Consider the following 16108-nt stretch of genomic DNA (forward strand, 5'->3'; position numbering starts at 1 on the left):
GCTCTCTACGAAGAACGGGGGCATTGCTTTTGGATGCCCACAAAGCCTCAGAACAAAACGACGGACTCAACGGAAAAAAACAAGCATGTCTGATTTACTCCCTCAGATCGTGCAGCAGCTGTTCAATGGATTATCCTTGGGCGCTATTTATGCACTGATCGCCATCGGCTACACAATGGTCTATGGCATTATCGGAATGATTAACTTTGCCCACGGCGAGATCTACATGATCGGCGCGTATGTGGGGCTGGTTACCCTGACTGCGATTGGCGTAGGCTCGGGTCTGCCCATCTGGCTGATCATTCTTATCATGTTGCTGGTTGCCATCCTGGTAACCGCGGTTTACGGCTATGCGATTGAAAAAGTCGCCTATGCGCCGCTGCGTGGCAGCCCTCGGCTGGTCCCGCTGATCTCAGCCATTGGTATGTCCATTTTCTTGCAAAACTGGGTTGCCCTGGGCCAAGGCGCACGCGATATGGCTGTGCCCACACTGCTGTCCGGCTCCTTCCAGTTCAGCCTGGGCTCAGACGGCTTTACCGTCACCGCGCCTTATTCACGCGTCATGATTATCGTCGTGACCGTGGTGCTGATGATCATGCTCAGCCTCTATATCAAATACTCGCGTCTGGGTCGCGCCTCGCGTGCATGTTCACAAGACTTGCGCATGGCCAACCTGCTGGGTATCGACACCAATAAAATCATCTCCTTCACCTTTGTCATCGGCGCCATGCTGGCTGCCGTGGGCGGTGTGCTGATTGCTACCGCCATTGGCAAGCTGAACCCCTTCATTGGCTTTATCGCCGGCATCAAGGCCTTTACGGCCGCCGTGCTGGGCGGTATTGGCAGCATCCCTGGCGCCATGCTGGGCGGTGTCTTGCTGGGTCTGGCAGAAACCTTTGCCGCTGCCTTTATTTCATCGCAGTACAAGGACATCGTGGCCTTTTTACTGTTGGTCTTTATCCTGCTGTTCCGCCCAACGGGCCTGCTGGGTAAACCCGAGGTGGAGAAAGTCTAATGATGAACCGCTTTAGCAATGCATTTATCGCCGCTGTCTTGGCAGGCATTATTGTGGCTCCCGTCTTTGGCCTGCAAATTGTGCGCGCCGGGATGAACACCCACCTGGAAAGCGATTGGCAAATCATTCTGATCGGTATGGCACTGGTCTTTGTGGTTCAGCTGATCCGTCCTAGCATCAATCGCACCAAGGTACGCGAAAGCCGCTGGACCTTGCCCAAACTGAGCATGCAGCACAAGAAGATCCTGCTGTACATCGTGATCGCTTGCGCCGTGGTCTGGCCCTTTTTTGGTGGTCGTGCCCAGGTGGACATCGCCACTCTGGTACTGATTTACATCATGCTTGGTCTGGGGCTGAACATTGTGGTGGGCTTTGCCGGCCTGCTGGACCTGGGTTTTGTGGGCTTTTACGCCGTGGGTGCCTACACCTACGCCTTGCTCTATCACTACGCAGGCTGGGGGTTCTGGGAAGCGCTGCCACTAGCCGGTGGTATGGCTGCCCTGTTTGGCTTCCTGCTGGGTTTCCCCGTGCTGCGTTTGCGTGGCGATTATCTGGCTATCGTCACCCTCGGTTTTGGTGAAATCATTCGCCTGTTGCTCATCAATATGTATGAGCTGACCGGCGGCCCGGACGGTATTTCCGGCATTCCCAAACCAACCGTATTTGGTTTCCCCATGGCGCGCCGTGCACCAGAAGGGCAGACCACGTTCCACGACTTGATGGGCTGGACCTTCAGCAACCAAGACGTGGTGGTGTATCTGTACTTGATGGCACTGGCCTTGGCTCTGATTACCTTGCTGGTCTCCAGCCGCGTGGTGCGCATGCCCATTGGCCGTGCCTGGGAAGCCCTGCGCGAGGACGAGATTGCCTGCCGTTCGCTGGGCCTGAACCCCACCACCATCAAGCTGTCCGCCTTTACCATGGGCGCCATGTTTGCCGGTTTTGGTGGTGCTTTCTTTGCCGCCCGTCAGGGTCTGGTCAACCCAGAGTCCTTCACCTTTATCGAATCCGCCTTGATCCTGGCCATCGTGGTGCTGGGTGGTATGGGTTCACAAATCGGCGTCATTCTGGCGGCCATTGTGCTGACAGTGGTTCCTGAATTGGCCCGAGAGTTCGCGGAGTATCGGATGTTGATTTTTGGTCTGGTCATGGTGGCCATGATGGTTTGGCGTCCACAGGGCTTGCTGCCTGTGCAACGTCCTCATGTGGAGTTGCGTACATGAGCCCATTACTCCAAGTATCAGACCTGTCGATGCGCTTTGGTGGTTTGCTGGCGGTGGATTCCGTCAGCTTCGATGTGGCTAAAGATGAAGTCTTTGCCATCATTGGCCCCAATGGCGCCGGTAAAACCACGGTATTTAACTGTGTAGGCGGTTTTTACAAGCCCACGTCCGGTTCCGTCACCCTGGAAGACCAGCCCATTCACGGCTTGTCCAGCCACAAAGTGGCTCAAAAAGGCCTGGTGCGTACCTTCCAGAACGTGCGCTTGTTCAAGAAACTGACCGTGCTGGAAAATCTGCTGGTCGCCCAGCACAGCCAGCTCAAGGCCGGCTTTCTGTCCGGCCTGCTGAACCTGTCGCGCTACAAGCAATCTGAAAAAGAGGCCAAAGAACGCGCAGTCACTTGGCTGGACTTCATGGGCCTGACTGATCTGGCCAACCGTGAAGCGGGCAACCTGGCCTACGGCCACCAGCGCCGCCTGGAAATTGCACGTTGCATGATCACCCAGCCTCGCTTGCTGATGCTGGACGAGCCTGCAGCGGGCCTGAATCCCCAAGAGAAACGCGACCTTCAAGCGCTGATCGACCAACTGCGCCGCGAATTTGGCGTCGCCGTCCTGCTGATCGAGCACGATATGAGTCTGGTTATGGGCGTATCAGACCGGATCCTGGTAATGGAATATGGCAAACCCATTGCCACCGGCCTGCCTGAAGAAGTGCGCAATGATCCGCGCGTCATCAAAGCCTATCTGGGGGAAGAATAAGTGCTGAAGCTGGACTCCGTATCTACCCATTACGGCGCTATTCAGGCGCTGGATCAAGTTAGCGTGGACGTGAATCAGGGCGAGATCGTCACCCTGATTGGCGCGAACGGCGCTGGCAAAACTACCTTGCTCATGACCGTATGCGGCTCGCCCCGAGCCAGCTCGGGCAGCATCAGCTTCATGGGCGAGGACATCACCCAAGCCGACACGCACCGCATCATGCGCAAAGGCATCGCCATCTCTCCCGAAGGGCGTCGCGTCTTTCCAGACCTGACCGTGTCGGAAAACCTGAAGATGGGCGGTTTCTTTCTGAACCGCAGCGAGATCGAAGAAGGGGAGGAGCACGTCTACAAACTGTTCCCCCGCCTGAAAGAGCGCTCTGCGCAGCGTGCTGGAACCATGTCAGGTGGTGAGCAGCAAATGCTGGCCATCGGCCGCGCCCTGATGAGCAAGCCGTCCTTGTTGCTGCTGGACGAACCTACGCTGGGCCTGGCCCCGCTGATCATTGCGCAGATTTTTGACATCATCCGCACCATTCGCAATGAAGGCGTAACGGTATTCCTGGTGGAGCAGAACGCCAACAAGGCCTTGCAAGTTGCAGACCGTGGCTATGTGCTGGAAACCGGGAAAGTGGTGATGCAGGATACCGGCGCCAATCTGCTGGCGAATCCGGATATTCGGAAGGCGTATTTGGGGGCTTAAAAGCCAGCTTATACAGCCTTGAAGTCGTACAGCAGGACGTATCTTTCAAGTACCGCTTGAATTTATGCGCTAAAAAAAACCTGAATCCCAGCTTGCGCTGGATTCAGGTTTTTTTTATTCGGCTTATACGTCAGGACAAGAGCACAGGCAACTAAGCTAAAAGCCATATTCATTTGCCGCTAGTCTTGCTTCAAATGTCAGTGGGCTACCACCGACTCATCCCCTGAGAGCTTGTATCGCTAGCCGTGATACAGCTTAATCCTTCAACAGACCTTCACCACGCAAAGCGGCCTTCACCCCTTCGTTCTGCTCCATACGAGCAAAGAAAGCGTTCAGGTTCTTCATGCCCGACAGGTCCAGCTTCATCAGTGCAGCCCAGCGCAGCACAACGTACAGGTAAGCATCGGCCACAGACAAGGAGCCCGACAGGGTTTCTTTGCCTTCCAGGTGCTTGTCAATCACGCCCAGCTGCTTGGTCAGCAAAGCAGCGGTCTTGGCTTTGACCTCGGCCTGTGTCGCTTCCTGATCAGCGTAGCGATGCACACCGAACACCACACCCACGTTGCGGTGGATTTCGGCGTTCAGGAAGGCCAGCCAGCGGCGCGCTTCAAAGCGTTGTTCGATGGTGCTGCCCAGCAGATTGGCCTGGGGGTTCTTCTCGTTCAGGTATTCCAGAATGGCGATGCTTTGGGTCAGGACCAGATCACCGTCCACCAGAACCGGCACAGCGCCGTTGGGGTTCAGTTTCAGGAATTCTTCTTGTTGCAACTCGTCGCGGCTGACGCGCTGGGATTCAAACGGCTTGCCTATCCACTCCAATGCAATGCGGGTCACCAAAGGACAAGCACCAGTCATGTAATACAGTTTCATAAGTTCTCTTTCCAAAAGTGCGCTAAACAAAAATGGCGCGAGCTTGTCGCGCCACTCCAAAACAATTAAGGCTGCAAATGTCGCGCCAGGAACCGCTCCATGCGCTCGTAAAACTCGAACTTGTTCTCGTCGTTGTGGAAACCGTGGCCTTCGTTATCCTTGACCATGTACTCCACATCCACACCACGCGCCTTCAAAGCATCGACCATCTGATCGCTTTCTGCCTTGTTCACCCGCGGGTCATGTGCGCCCTGGGCAATAAATAGCGGTGTGCGGATCTTGTCGGCGTGCAAAACGGGGGAGTTGGCTTCCAGCAGCTCCTTGTCCTTCTCCGGATCACCTACCATAGCGTGCATTTTCACCAACAACGGTTTCCAGTAGGGGGGAATCGTGTTCATGAAAGTCAGCAAGTTGGATACACCCACATAATCCACCGCCGCAGCGTACAAGTCCGGGGTTTTGACGATACCGGCCAAGGTCGCGTAACCCCCGTAGCTGGCACCGTAAATGGCAATGCGCTTGGGGTCGGCAATCTTTTGATCGATCAACCACTGAACGCCATCAGTAATGTCGTCCTGCATGCTCAGACCCCATTGCTTGAAGCCCGCTTCCCAGAACTTGCGACCATAACCTGTTGAGCTGCGGAAGTTGATCTGCAAGACAGCGTAGCCACGGTTGGCCAGGAACTGCACTTCGGGGTTAAAGCCCCAGTAGTCACGCGCCCAAGGGCCACCGTGCGGATTGATCACGACGGGTAGATTACGGCTGGGCACACCCAAAGGCAGGCTCAGGTAGCCGTGGATCTTCATGCCATCGCGCGCCGTAAATTCGATGGGATGCATGACCGCCATATCGCTTTCTGGCAAGGCGCTATTGATCACAGCCAGCTTGTGCAGGCTGTTGCTGTCCACGTCGTAAAGATAGCGTGAGCCTGGATTGCGGTCGCTGTAGCTGGCCACAATCATCTTCTTTTCATCGCGCGTCATGGACTGAATGCTGATCTCGTAGCCCGGCAGTTGGCGCGCAATTGCCGCGTGGATCTTCTCGCTATGCTCGTCAAAGAAATGCTGACCAGGCTTGTCGGTGTAGTAATCCACCGACGTCAGCACCTGGCGCAAGCGGGAATAGCCAGCCCCCATCAGATCGTGGCTGGGCAATTCATAGATTTTTTCTTCCTCGTCCGGCTTGGCGGGGTCAATCAAGACCAAAGCCAGAGTGTCACGACCACGATTGCTCAAGGCGTAAAAGCGCTGATTGTCGGCGTGGAAGAAAAGGGGGCTGACGTCAGTGCGGAAGTCCGTTTGCAAAATGCTGCGGAAGGGCTCGGATTCGCTGTCGCGGTAACGTAGTTCGGAATCTACGCCGGAGATCGAAATCGCCAGACGCACACGTCCTTGATGGTCCGTGCTCCAGCCCAGCACATCACCGGGGTTCTCGGCAGCCAGGGTGCTTTCGCCGGTCAGGACATTCACCTTGTAGACATCAAACACCTCCGGGTTGCGACCGTTGTGCGATACCAGAATATGCTCCGGATCGTCCGGCAAATCGTCCTGCACACCGGCGCGCACACCTTCCAATGGTGTCAAATCGGTGACTTTACCCGTGATCACGTTCACAGCCAGCACGTGATAGTTTTCGTCGCCATTGACATCTTTGGCGTAGATAACGGTCTCGTCGCCTTTCCAGAAGTATTCGGCAATATCGCGCTGGTGTTCGGCGGTAACACGACGGGGCTCACCTATCGGTTCACTGCCTTTCAACTCTTGCACAAAGATATTCTGACGGGCTGGGTTGCCGTCAATTTTGACGGGCTCCATAAAGCCGATCATGCGCCCCTGGTCCGAAATCCGGAAACCGCTGCGTTTGGGATTCTGGAAGAAATCCCGAATGTCGTACAGTGGGGGAGTAGTGCTAGCGACGTTATCCGGTATCAGGGCGTGAGCGCCCAAAGAGAGCAAGAGGGACAAGAGCATAAGCAATAACCTATAAAACAGGGTTATGAGGGTGAGACCAAGGACAAGCCTGCATCAATCCCATTACTATATCGGATCGTGGTCCCCGGAAAAGGTAAGAACCCTCTGAAAATAGGGGCAGAATGCCAAGGACAGCTCAGGACAAGGACAGGCATGACTTCTTTGACTCGTATCGTTTTTCTGGATAGGGAAACACTCTCAGACAGCGTAGCGCTGCCACAGGTTCCCTTTAAGCATGAACTGCAAGTTTACGGACGTACGGCGCCCGATCAAGTAGCCGAACGTATTGCGGATGCCGAGATTGTCATCAGCAATAAAGTGGCGCTGCGACGCGAGCATTTGCAGGCCGCGCCCAATTTGAAAATGATCGCACTGGCCGCTACCGGTAGCGACAATATCGACCTGGATGCCGCCCGCGAACGCCAGATTGTGGTCAGCAATATCCGCGACTACGCCGTGCGTAGTGTTCCGGAGCACGTTTTTGCGCTGATCTTTGCCTTGCGTCGCAATATCTGCGCCTATCGCCAGTCCGTCAAGGAAGGCCGCTGGCAGGAAGCCCAGCAGTTCTGTTACTTCGACTATCCTATCCGCGATCTGGCCGGCTCCACCCTGGGGCTGATTGGTTCGGGCTCCTTGGGGCAAGCCGTTGCCACCATGGGCCGCGCCCTGGGCATGAAGGTCATCTTTGCCCAGCGCCGTGGCCAGACCATCGTCAGCAATGCGGACGACCGCTTGCCCTTTGAGCAAGTACTGGAACAAGCCGACATTCTCTCCCTGCATTGCCCCCTGACTGCAGAAACGCAGAACATGCTGGGCATGGCCGAATTCGAGCGCATGGCCCCACGCCGTCCCTTGCTGATCAATACCGCCCGTGGCGGGCTGATCGACAATCAGGCACTGGAGCACGCCTTGCGGCAAGGCTGGCTGGGTGGCGCAGGCATTGATGTGTGCACGCCCGAGCCGCCGCCTGCTGACCATATCCTGATGCGCTTGTTAGACTTACCCAATTACATTTTGACGCCGCACATAGGCTGGGCCAGTCAGGAAGCCATGCAAGCCCTGGCAAACCAGCTGATCGAAAACATTGCGGCTTTCCACCGTGGCGAAGCACGCCATACGCTGTAGATAATGACTGATTTAAGCTCCTATCAAGCCAATTTCTCCCTGACTGGCCGCTGCGCTCTGGTGACTGGCTCTTCTGCTGGTCTGGGCCTGGAAATCGCCCGTGCCTACGCCGCCCATGGCGCCCATGTGATTCTGCATGGCCGCAACGCCAGCAAACTCCGGCCGCTTGCCGAGGAATTGAAAGCCGCTGGTGCCCAGGTCGATACCTGGGAGCACGATCTGGCCGATCTGGACTCCTTGCCCGATTCCTACCAGACCCTGTGCCAGCGCGTCGGCACTCCCGACATTCTGGTGAACAATGTAGGCGTGCGACTACGCAGCCGCTTGCAGGACGCCGATTGGGACGATATTGAGCACCTGCTGCAGGTAGACCTGCTGGCCACGCTGAAACTTTCCAAATATGCGGCCCAGGCCATGCTGAAAGCTCAAACCCGCCAAGGCCGTATTGTGACCTTGACCTCCATTGCAGGCCCGCTGGCTCGTCCGGGCGACGCCATTTACCCCGTCGCCAAGCAGGGACTGGCCGGTATGGTACGTGCACTGGCAGTAGAATTTGGCGGGCAGGGCATTACCAGCAACGGCATCGCCCCCGGCACCTTTGCCACGGAAAGCAATGCGGCGCTGGCCCAGGATCCGGTCAAAGGCCCCCTGGTGGTAGGCCGCAATCCCTTGGGGCGCTGGGCCCAACCGGATGAGATCCGCGCTGCTGCTGTATTCCTGGCCTCTCCGGCTGCTTCCTATGTCAATGGCCATATCGTGGTTGTAGACGGCGGATTCTCCATTACTTTCTGATTTTTCCTGATCATGCCGCTACCTCGTCCCATCCGCATCGCGATCAATGGCTATGGCCGCATCGGTCGTTGCCTGTTGCGCGCCATTTACGAGTCCCCACGACGCCAGGAGTTCGATGTCGTCGTCATCAACGAGCCCGCCACAATTGCCACCATGGCCTACCTGACGCGCTTTGATTCGACCCACGGCGTGTTTCCGGCGCAGGTAGAGCACAACGAACACGAGCTGATTGTGGGTGGCAAAGCCATCCGCGTGCTGCATGAAACCGACCCCAACGCCATAGACTGGGCGGCGCTGAACCTGGACATGCTGATCGAATGCAGTGGTGCCTTTGGCAGCCGCGCGCAGTTACAACAATTTCTGGACGCCGGTTGCCCGCGTGTGCTGCTCTCCAATCCGGGTAATAGCGCTCAGGATGTGGATTTCACCGCCGTATTGGGCATTAACCACGAGCAGTTGCAAGGCGACGAGTTGATTGTCTCCAACGCTTCCTGCACCACCAATGCCATCATCCCGGTTCTGGCTGAACTGGATAAGACTTTCGGCATACGCCACGCCTTTTTAAGCACGCTGCACTCGGTAATGAACGATCAGCCCATGATCGACGGCTACCACAGCAGCGATCTGGCCCGTACCCGTTCCGCCTTGCAGTCCATGATTCCGGTTTCTACCGGGCTGGCCACGGGGGTAGAGCGCCTTTTGCCGCAACTAAAAGGCAAGGTCCAGGCCAAGTCGATCCGCGTGCCCATCTTGAACGTGTCAGCCATTGATCTGATGGTCAATCTGGAGCGCGACACCAGCCGGGACGAAATCAACCGGCTGTTCCAGAAGGCGGCCCAGCAATGGCCGGGGATTCTGGACTACTCCGATCAGGCCCATGCCTCGATCGACTTCAATCACAACCCGCACTCGGCCGTGGTGGACGGCTCGCAAACCCGCACCAACGGGGACGGGCTGGTCAATATGCTGGTCTGGTTTGATAACGAATGGGGGTTTTCCAACCGCATGCTTGATATTGCCTGTGTGTGGGCTGCGCGCTTTTTGCGCCAGCCGTGAACACCCCATTTTCACATTGAACTGTCTTCCGAATTCTTACAGGAGCCATGATGAGTACGACACGTATTGAACAGGATTCCATGGGAACCATTGAGGTTCCCGCCGACCACTATTGGGGCGCGCAGACACAGCGCTCGATCCAGAACTTCCCGATTGGCCGTGACCGCTTCCAGTGGGGCCGCAGCATGATCGAATCGCTGGGTATCCTGAAAAAATCCACGGCCCTGGCCAACCAGGAACTGGGCGAATTGCCCGACGAACTGGCCCAGTTGATTGTCAAAGCGGCTGATGAAGTGATTGCAGGCCAGTGGGACACCGAATTCCCGCTGGTCGTGTTCCAGACCGGCTCTGGCACGCAAAGCAATATGAACGTGAACGAGGTGATCTCCAACCGCGCCATTGAGCTGGCCGGTGGCGAGAAAGGCAGCAAAAAGCCCGTCCACCCGAATGACCACGTGAACCGCGGCCAATCCTCCAACGATACCTTTCCCACCGCCATGTACATCGCTGTGGGTCTGGAATGTCAGCGCCGCCTGCGCAAAGACGTAGGTCAGTTGCGCGACACCCTGGCCGCCAAAGCCAAGCAATTCAACAGCATTGTGAAAACCGGCCGCACTCACTTGCAAGATGCCACACCCATCACACTGGGCCAGGAAATTGGTGCCTGGGTTGCGCAGATTGATTTCGGCCTGCAAACCGTGGACAAGGCACTGGACGGCATCTACCAACTGGCTATCGGCGGCACCGCCGTGGGTACGGGTCTGAACGCCCATCCCCAGTTTGGCGAGCGCACAGCCGCCCATATTGCCAAGATCACAGGCCTGCCATTCCAGGCTGCCGAAAACAAGTTCTTTGCGTTGTCGGCCCATGATGCGCTGGTGAACCTGTCCGCCTCCCTGCGTACCCTGGCCGGCGCCTTGATGAAGATGGCTAACGACGTGCGCTGGCTGGCCAGCGGCCCTCGCTGCGGGATTGGCGAGCTGCAAATCCCCGAGAACGAGCCCGGTTCCTCCATCATGCCCGGCAAGGTCAACCCTACTCAGTGCGAGGCGCTGACCATGGTGGCCGTGCAGGTCTACGGTAACGACGCGGCTGTGGGCTTTGCTGGCAGCCAAGGCAATTTTCAGCTGAACGTCTACAAGCCTGTGATGGTGCACAATGTGCTGGAAAGCATTGCCCTGATCAGCGACGCATGCCTGGCTTTTGACGAGCATTGCGCCCAGGGTCTGGAACCTGTCATGGAAAAAATCCAGCACAATCTGGACCAGAACCTGATGCTGGTGACCGCCTTGAACCGCCACATCGGCTACGACAAGGCTGCCTACATTGCCAAGACCGCCCACAAAGAAGGCCTGACCCTGCGTGAGTCCGCCCTGAAATCCGGCTATCTAACGAACGAGCAATACGATCAGTGGATTGTGCCACTGGATATGACCCACCCAGGCTAAGCCTTTACCTGGGCTATGCTTGACCGTATTCGCCTCTTCACTGGGGCGAATACATCAACAGCGTGGTTCTTTGTCCCTATGAAAGAGTAGGGGAGTGTCTCATCCCAGCTATCCGTCTTTCACTGCCTTATGCGTATAAAGAAAACCTTCAGCTTGTCCTCTGCATTGGCAGCCACCGTATTGGGCCTGGCTGCAGCCCTTGCCCCGCTATCCGCTCAGGCACAATCTGAACCTGTTCCTGCCATCAGCGGACCGGCTGTGTCGGTCGAGACCCTGGCCAGCGGGCTGGAGCACCCTTGGGCCCTGGCTTTCTTGCCCAACAATGCCGGAATCCTGATCACTGAACGCCCTGGTCGCCTGCGGGTTTGGACCCAGGAAAACGGCCTGTCTGAACCGATTGCCGGGGTTCCTAAAGTCCACACGCAAGCGCAAGGTGGGTTGCTGGATGTGGCTCTGGCCCCGGATTTTTTCCGTAGCCGCCGGATTTATCTGGCGTATGCCGAGCGACGCGATAAACAACATTCCGCCACCACTGTCGGCTATGGCGTGCTGTCCTCAGACCTGAAACGCATCGACGCCTTCCGCCCGATTTTCCGCCAGGAACCCGCCTTGTCCACCGGGCAGCACTATGGCGTGCGCATGGCCTTTGATCCGGGTGGACGAGATCTGTACATCGCCCTGGGCGAGAACAACCAGCCCGCGACCGCCCAGCAACTGGATCATCTGCAAGGCAAAGTCGTGCGTATCCGTCCGGATGGCATGGTCCCACGCGACAACCCCTTTCGCAGCCTACGCGGTGCCAGGGCGGAAATCTGGAGCTACGGCCATCGTAATCCGCAGGGCATGGCCTGGAATCCCTGGACGAATGAACTGTGGGTGGCTGAACATGGTCCGCAAGGCGGCGATGAGCTGAACCGAATTCAATCAGGTGCCAATTATGGCTGGCCCTTGCGTACCGAGGGGCAAGGCTACGACGGCAAACCCATTCCCAACGCCAGTTCCACACCGATAGAGGGCCTGACTGAACCCTTGCACTACTGGTCAGTCTCGCCCGCGATCAGCGGCATGGCTTTCTATAACGACGAACGCGTCCCGGACTGGCAGCACAGCCTGTTTGTGGGAGCCTTGAAAGAACAAGCCTTGATTCGTCTGCAATTTGACGAAGAGGACGGCCATATCGTCGGAGAAGAGCGCTTGCTGCAAGACTTGAAACAGCGCATCCGGGATGTACGTGTTGGGCCAGACGGCGATATCTATGTGCTGACCGACGAAAACGACGGCCAGCTTCTGCGCATTCAGCCCAAGTCTTGAACCCTTAAGCCGATTTACGACTGCGTGTCGCCATAAAGCTGGGCAAGTATTTCTCGATCTCAAAGCGCGGGGCGGGGTGCATTTCTTCGATGTAACCGACTAGATGCAAGCCCGCTTCCAGCTGTCCACCAATCTGCTGCGCCAGGGAATGCCCAAAAATCAAGGGCTCCATGCGAGCCTGCTTGGCTTGTAGTGCGTCGACATCCAGGCTGCTCAAATCCGAGTAGGGCACGGTGAAGGTAGGGCGAATCAAGCCCTGCTTGGCGTAGCTGGGGTCCCGGTCCGCAATAAATACAGCCGGATTGAAGAAACTGGACAGCAAATGCCCGCCCGGACGCAGAACGCGGGCGCATTCTTTCCACACCAGGCTAATGTCAGGCACATACTGATTAGAGACCGGGTGCAAGATCAGATCAAAACTCTCGGACGCAAAGCGCGACAAATCGCACATATCGCCTTGTTCAATCTGCAAGGACAAGCCGTCACGCTCGGCCACCATGCGATCTTTGTCCAACTGTCCGGCAGACAAATCGAACACCGTTACCTTGGCCCCGGCAGCGGCCAGAATAGGCGCTTGCTGGCCACCGGCACTGGCCAGACACAACACAGATTTGCCTTGAATATCCCCCAGCCAATCGGCAGGCACAGGGGAGGGCAGCAAATGCACTTGCCATTGCCCGCGACGGGCCTGCTCAACCTGCTCGCTGCTGACAGGCAGGGACCAGGGGCTTTCGGTTTGCGCCTGTTTGTCCCAGGCACGGGCATTGTGGTCGAGCAAGGAGGAATCTGACATACGTGCTTCTTTTGTAATGGCTATCGCTGTATTGAAACACAGTCATCTTGCATCCAGCAGCGCGCAGGAGATTTTTTTATGCCTTCAGGCTCTAAGCAGCCCATCAAAACCCTGCTTGAGGACAAAAAAAAGGCCGTCTTAACGACGGCCTGCGGAGACTGAAAAAAATCAGCTCAATTACTTGATCAGGGTCACTGGCACAGTTACCAGGCTCAGCACCTTGGTGGTCACCGAACCCAGAACCAGGCCGGGCAGAGCACTCAGGCCACGCGTACCCATCACAATGTGATCGATCTGATTCTTTTCCACATATTCTTTGATCGTCTGGGCAGCGTTACCGGCAATAATGCTTTCCTTGATCTTCAGGGTCGAACCGGCCAGCACGGAACGAGCAGGCAAGAGCGCATTGCTGCCTTCATCTTGGTAGTAAGCCTGTAGCACATCGTCCGAGAAAAAGCGTTTGACGTTGCCCGACACGATCGGTGTAGGAACAGCCAGCACGTGCAAAGTGGCTTCTGGTTTGCCCGTTAGGATGTCAACCGCTGTTTTCAAAGCACGTGTGGAAGCATCAGACCCATCGACAGGAACGAGAACATTAAGCATGAAGACCTCTTGTAGTGTGTGAACTGTTTAAGTATGAAGCACTAACTTCTACTAGGACATTACAGAATAAGCGCGCGGACCAGCTTGATCAGCATCAAGACCCACCGCTATTTGTGAAAGGCTGTTCTATCATAACCGTATGATCACGATGTGGATGCCATATCGTCCCGTTTATGTGCGGAAAAATGCAAGCGCAGCACCCACTCCACACTCCCGTTTCTTGCGCCCGTTTTACTTAGGAGATCCCCCTCATGAGCTTGAAGCAGCTACTGGTCTGTACGGCCTTGTTCAGTGCCGGTTTCAGTGCCCAGGCGGCCGAGGCCAGCGTTGACTCGGTCAAGGATGTGCTGACCAGAAATGCTTGTCTGTCCTGTCACACCGTAGACAGAAAAGTGGTCGGTCCCGCGTACAAGGACATTGCTGCCATGCGCAAGGATGATCCAGCCAACGCTGAAATGATTGCCCAGCATATCCGTCAAGGCAGCAAGGGGGTTTACGGCCCTTTGCCCATGCCCGCGAACCCGGCCATTTCCGACGCGGACATCAAGGCGGTAGTGGACTGGATCATGGCGGGTGCCCCAACAGAATAAACAGGGCGAGCGGCATCCTGAAGCACGGTCATCTGAGGATGGCCGTTTTTATTGACCGCTTGTATCCACCATCGGGACATGAATTTTTGAAAAGACGTCCTCAATACGCCCATCCATATGGATACAGGGCTGTTCCTTTGACTCAAGCGGCAAGGTTTGGGTCTGGGCAAAAAAGCGGGCAGGGGTCGTGCCTACCGTACGACGAAACATGGTGATAAAGGCACTTAAACTTTCGTAGCCCAAATCCTGAGCTGTCATCGTCACCGAGGTTCCATTCGCCAGTTTCTGCAAGGCAATAGAACTATCCCAATGTTGCAGCCAGCGGCCAAAAGACATGCCGGTTTCGCGCAAGAACAGGCGCCCCAAGGTACGAGTACTGACCCCAACCAGGGCCCCCCATTGCTCCATGCTCAATTTCAACCCTGGACTTTGCGCTAACTGATCAATCAAGCGTTTCAAACGACGATCACTAGGCATAGGCAAGTGCAGAGATTTTTTGGGGCTCAGAGCCAGCTCATCCATCAGTACGGCGACCAATCGGGTATGGCGCAGCTCGTTCTCCGGCGCGGGGTTGGAGGACGGCAGCAATCTCAGAATCAGCTCTCGCAACAGGGGGCGTGTGAACAGAACCCCGCAAGCCTCCAGATTGGCAGGGGGCTGAGCCTCAATGTACAGATTCGCCACACTGGCTTGCTGGGTCGCCCGGGCAAAATGCATCACGCCAGCGGGTATCCAAATCGCACACTGAGGGGGCACAGCCCATAGCCCTTGCTCTGTCTGCACCGACATCAGTCCTTTCAGAACATACAGCAGCTGGTTCTTGCGATGTTTATGCGGCTCGGTATCACCAACAAAGCTCAGCTCTACCTGCAAGCCCGTCACAGGTAAAGCAACCTGGTCCAGGTAATCCTGGACGGTAATAATGGCATCTTTCATTCAAGGGTCGCAGGCGTGCTTGAGACAGCTCACCGTAACACAAGGCGGCGCCGTGAAATTGCGGCTGACGGCCATTTACTATCGCATTCCGGCCAAGTGTGGAGGCGCCTCACTCCTACAGCAGCACACCGCCATCAGCTCGCAGCACGCGACGTGCCAAATTCGCGAAACTCAGCGCCAGAACCTTTGGCTTACGCAAAAAATCCCGGGACTCCCGTGCCAACCCCGGCGCAATCTGCTTGATTGGGCCCATGGCTCTTGCACTCAGTTGCATTTGTGCCGCGTGTTCCATCCACACTGCCAGCAGGCACGCCTCCTCAATGCTGCGGCCAGCAGTCAGCAAACCATGGTGAGCCAGCAAAATGGCATGTTTACTACCCATGGCTTGGGAAATGATCTGTCCCTCTTCATCGCCAATCGGCAAACCGGGCCACTCAGGAAGAAATGCGCAGTCATCAAAAAGAGGGGTTGCGTCCATATGAGCCACAGCCAAAGACTCTCCAGTCATGGACAAGGCAGCACATGCTGGCGGATGCGTATGGACAATTGCGTGAACATCGGGACGATTTGCATAGATCCAGGCATGAAAACGCACCCCAGGATTAGGCATGTCACTACGGCCCAGAGGCTGTAGCCGTTGGTCCACCTGCACCAAGGAGCTCGCACAGGCCTCGTCAAAGCCCACCCCAAAACCCAAGGTCAACATGTCCGTTGCATCAGGTGACAGCCGTGCCGTAATCTGTCCCGCCAAGCCACGCCAATGTCCTTCGTCGAACAGAATACGACACGCCAGGGCCAACTTCTCCCGCTCAGTCCAGGAGCCGGTATTCAAGGCTCCCATCTCTTGATTCACCTGGCTGGCAATCTGGTTTTTCTCTTGAATCTTCATCGTTAATGCCTTGCTATGCAG

At 56.4% G+C, this 16108-nt stretch carries 16 protein-coding genes; 10 read left to right on the forward strand and 6 right to left on the reverse strand.

All coding sequences use genetic code 11. The features are described from left to right. Positions 1-85 precede the first annotated feature (85 nt). Genes livH through CPY64_RS08270 form a run of 4 tightly spaced genes read left to right on the forward strand, consistent with a single transcriptional unit; the run spans position 86 to position 3701 of the window. The gene (livH, locus tag CPY64_RS08255; RefSeq protein WP_026482578.1) at positions 86-1015 is read left to right on the forward strand and encodes a high-affinity branched-chain amino acid ABC transporter permease LivH; all 930 of its coding nucleotides are present in this window, start codon (positions 86-88) and stop codon (positions 1013-1015) included. Beyond that, complete coding sequence (locus CPY64_RS08260) at positions 1015-2238, forward strand: high-affinity branched-chain amino acid ABC transporter permease LivM (RefSeq protein ID WP_042480619.1); 1224 nt, start codon at positions 1015-1017, stop codon at positions 2236-2238. The genes livH and CPY64_RS08260 overlap by 1 nt, the downstream gene beginning before the upstream one ends. Beyond that, a complete protein-coding gene (gene livG / locus CPY64_RS08265) occupies positions 2235-2999 on the forward strand; it encodes a high-affinity branched-chain amino acid ABC transporter ATP-binding protein LivG (protein ID WP_042480621.1) in 765 nt (254 codons plus the stop codon). Before CPY64_RS08260 ends, livG begins: the two co-directional genes overlap by 4 nt. Next, positions 3000-3701, forward strand: a complete 702-nt coding sequence (locus CPY64_RS08270) for an ABC transporter ATP-binding protein (protein ID WP_042480624.1) — start codon at positions 3000-3002, stop codon at positions 3699-3701. A gap of 255 nt (positions 3702-3956) precedes the next feature. Here CPY64_RS08270 and CPY64_RS08275 read toward each other — a convergent pair whose 3' ends face one another. After that, entirely contained in the window at positions 3957-4571 is a 615-nt protein-coding gene (locus CPY64_RS08275; protein WP_042480625.1) for a glutathione S-transferase family protein, read from the reverse strand. 65 nt (positions 4572-4636) lie between these two features. Further along, positions 4637-6544 carry a S9 family peptidase gene (locus CPY64_RS08280; RefSeq protein ID WP_052362859.1) on the reverse strand — a complete coding sequence of 636 codons (1908 nt, stop codon included), beginning with the start codon at positions 6542-6544 and terminating at the stop codon, positions 4637-4639. Positions 6545-6697: 153 nt separating this feature from the next. Here CPY64_RS08280 and CPY64_RS08285 point away from each other — a divergent pair, with 153 nt between their 5' ends. From CPY64_RS08285 to CPY64_RS08305, 5 genes are all read left to right on the forward strand, one after another. Next, positions 6698-7669: a D-2-hydroxyacid dehydrogenase gene (locus CPY64_RS08285; RefSeq protein WP_042480628.1), complete on the forward strand. Its 972-nt coding sequence runs from the start codon at positions 6698-6700 to the stop codon at positions 7667-7669. Positions 7670-7672: 3 nt separating this feature from the next. After that, positions 7673-8461 carry an SDR family oxidoreductase gene (locus tag CPY64_RS08290; RefSeq protein WP_042480630.1) on the forward strand — a complete coding sequence of 263 codons (789 nt, stop codon included), beginning with the start codon at positions 7673-7675 and terminating at the stop codon, positions 8459-8461. A gap of 12 nt (positions 8462-8473) precedes the next feature. After that, complete coding sequence (locus CPY64_RS08295) at positions 8474-9517, forward strand: type I glyceraldehyde-3-phosphate dehydrogenase (protein WP_042480632.1); 1044 nt, start codon at positions 8474-8476, stop codon at positions 9515-9517. 50 nt (positions 9518-9567) lie between these two features. Beyond that, complete coding sequence (fumC, locus tag CPY64_RS08300; protein WP_026482570.1) at positions 9568-10965, forward strand: class II fumarate hydratase; 1398 nt, start codon at positions 9568-9570, stop codon at positions 10963-10965. Between the two features lie 153 nt (positions 10966-11118). Further along, on the forward strand, positions 11119-12276 hold the full coding sequence (locus CPY64_RS08305; protein WP_080723707.1) for a PQQ-dependent sugar dehydrogenase: 1158 nt from the start codon (positions 11119-11121) through the stop codon (positions 12274-12276). Between the two features lie 4 nt (positions 12277-12280). On the opposite strand, the gene CPY64_RS08310 is transcribed toward CPY64_RS08305, so the two are convergent. Together CPY64_RS08310 and CPY64_RS08315 are read right to left on the reverse strand one after the other, a co-directional pair. Beyond that, the gene (locus CPY64_RS08310; protein WP_042480636.1) at positions 12281-13069 is read right to left on the reverse strand and encodes a class I SAM-dependent methyltransferase; all 789 of its coding nucleotides are present in this window, start codon (positions 13067-13069) and stop codon (positions 12281-12283) included. Between the two features lie 177 nt (positions 13070-13246). Next, complete coding sequence (locus tag CPY64_RS08315) at positions 13247-13672, reverse strand: universal stress protein (RefSeq protein WP_042480639.1); 426 nt, start codon at positions 13670-13672, stop codon at positions 13247-13249. A 251-nt stretch (positions 13673-13923) separates the two neighbouring features. Here CPY64_RS08315 and CPY64_RS08320 point away from each other — a divergent pair, with 251 nt between their 5' ends. Continuing rightward, positions 13924-14262 (forward strand): c-type cytochrome, encoded by a 339-nt coding sequence (locus tag CPY64_RS08320; RefSeq protein WP_052362861.1) that lies wholly within the window; start codon positions 13924-13926, stop codon positions 14260-14262. 48 nt (positions 14263-14310) lie between these two features. Here the strand turns inward: CPY64_RS08320 and CPY64_RS08325 are convergent, their stop codons facing one another. Together CPY64_RS08325 and CPY64_RS08330 are read right to left on the reverse strand one after the other, a co-directional pair. Next, complete coding sequence (locus CPY64_RS08325) at positions 14311-15198, reverse strand: AraC family transcriptional regulator (RefSeq protein WP_042480641.1); 888 nt, start codon at positions 15196-15198, stop codon at positions 14311-14313. Positions 15199-15313: 115 nt separating this feature from the next. Beyond that, complete coding sequence (locus CPY64_RS08330; protein WP_042480644.1) at positions 15314-16087, reverse strand: aldolase; 774 nt, start codon at positions 16085-16087, stop codon at positions 15314-15316. Positions 16088-16108 lie beyond the last annotated feature (21 nt).

Source organism: Alcaligenes faecalis, assembly GCF_002443155.1.
GTDB lineage: Bacteria > Pseudomonadota > Gammaproteobacteria > Burkholderiales > Burkholderiaceae_B > Alcaligenes > Alcaligenes faecalis.

Bases quoted from the DNA above. Each gene is read 5' to 3' on its own strand.
- CPY64_RS08260 (WP_042480619.1), top strand. From the start codon at position 1,015: ATGATGAACCGCTTTAGCAATGCATTTATCGCCGCTGTCTTGGCAGGC.
- CPY64_RS08315 (WP_042480639.1), bottom strand. From the start codon at position 13,672: ATGCTTAATGTTCTCGTTCCTGTCGATGGGTCTGATGCTTCCACACGT.
- CPY64_RS08295 (WP_042480632.1), top strand. From the start codon at position 8,474: ATGCCGCTACCTCGTCCCATCCGCATCGCGATCAATGGCTATGGCCGC.
- CPY64_RS08275 (WP_042480625.1), bottom strand. From the start codon at position 4,571: ATGAAACTGTATTACATGACTGGTGCTTGTCCTTTGGTGACCCGCATT.
- CPY64_RS08290 (WP_042480630.1), top strand. From the start codon at position 7,673: ATGACTGATTTAAGCTCCTATCAAGCCAATTTCTCCCTGACTGGCCGC.
- CPY64_RS08310 (WP_042480636.1), bottom strand. From the start codon at position 13,069: ATGTCAGATTCCTCCTTGCTCGACCACAATGCCCGTGCCTGGGACAAA.
- CPY64_RS08325 (WP_042480641.1), bottom strand. From the start codon at position 15,198: ATGAAAGATGCCATTATTACCGTCCAGGATTACCTGGACCAGGTTGCT.
- CPY64_RS08320 (WP_052362861.1), top strand. From the start codon at position 13,924: ATGAGCTTGAAGCAGCTACTGGTCTGTACGGCCTTGTTCAGTGCCGGT.
- CPY64_RS08330 (WP_042480644.1), bottom strand. From the start codon at position 16,087: ATGAAGATTCAAGAGAAAAACCAGATTGCCAGCCAGGTGAATCAAGAG.
- livG (WP_042480621.1), top strand. From the start codon at position 2,235: ATGAGCCCATTACTCCAAGTATCAGACCTGTCGATGCGCTTTGGTGGT.
- fumC (WP_026482570.1), top strand. From the start codon at position 9,568: ATGAGTACGACACGTATTGAACAGGATTCCATGGGAACCATTGAGGTT.
- livH (WP_026482578.1), top strand. From the start codon at position 86: ATGTCTGATTTACTCCCTCAGATCGTGCAGCAGCTGTTCAATGGATTA.
- CPY64_RS08280 (WP_052362859.1), bottom strand. From the start codon at position 6,544: ATGCTCTTGTCCCTCTTGCTCTCTTTGGGCGCTCACGCCCTGATACCG.
- CPY64_RS08285 (WP_042480628.1), top strand. From the start codon at position 6,698: ATGACTTCTTTGACTCGTATCGTTTTTCTGGATAGGGAAACACTCTCA.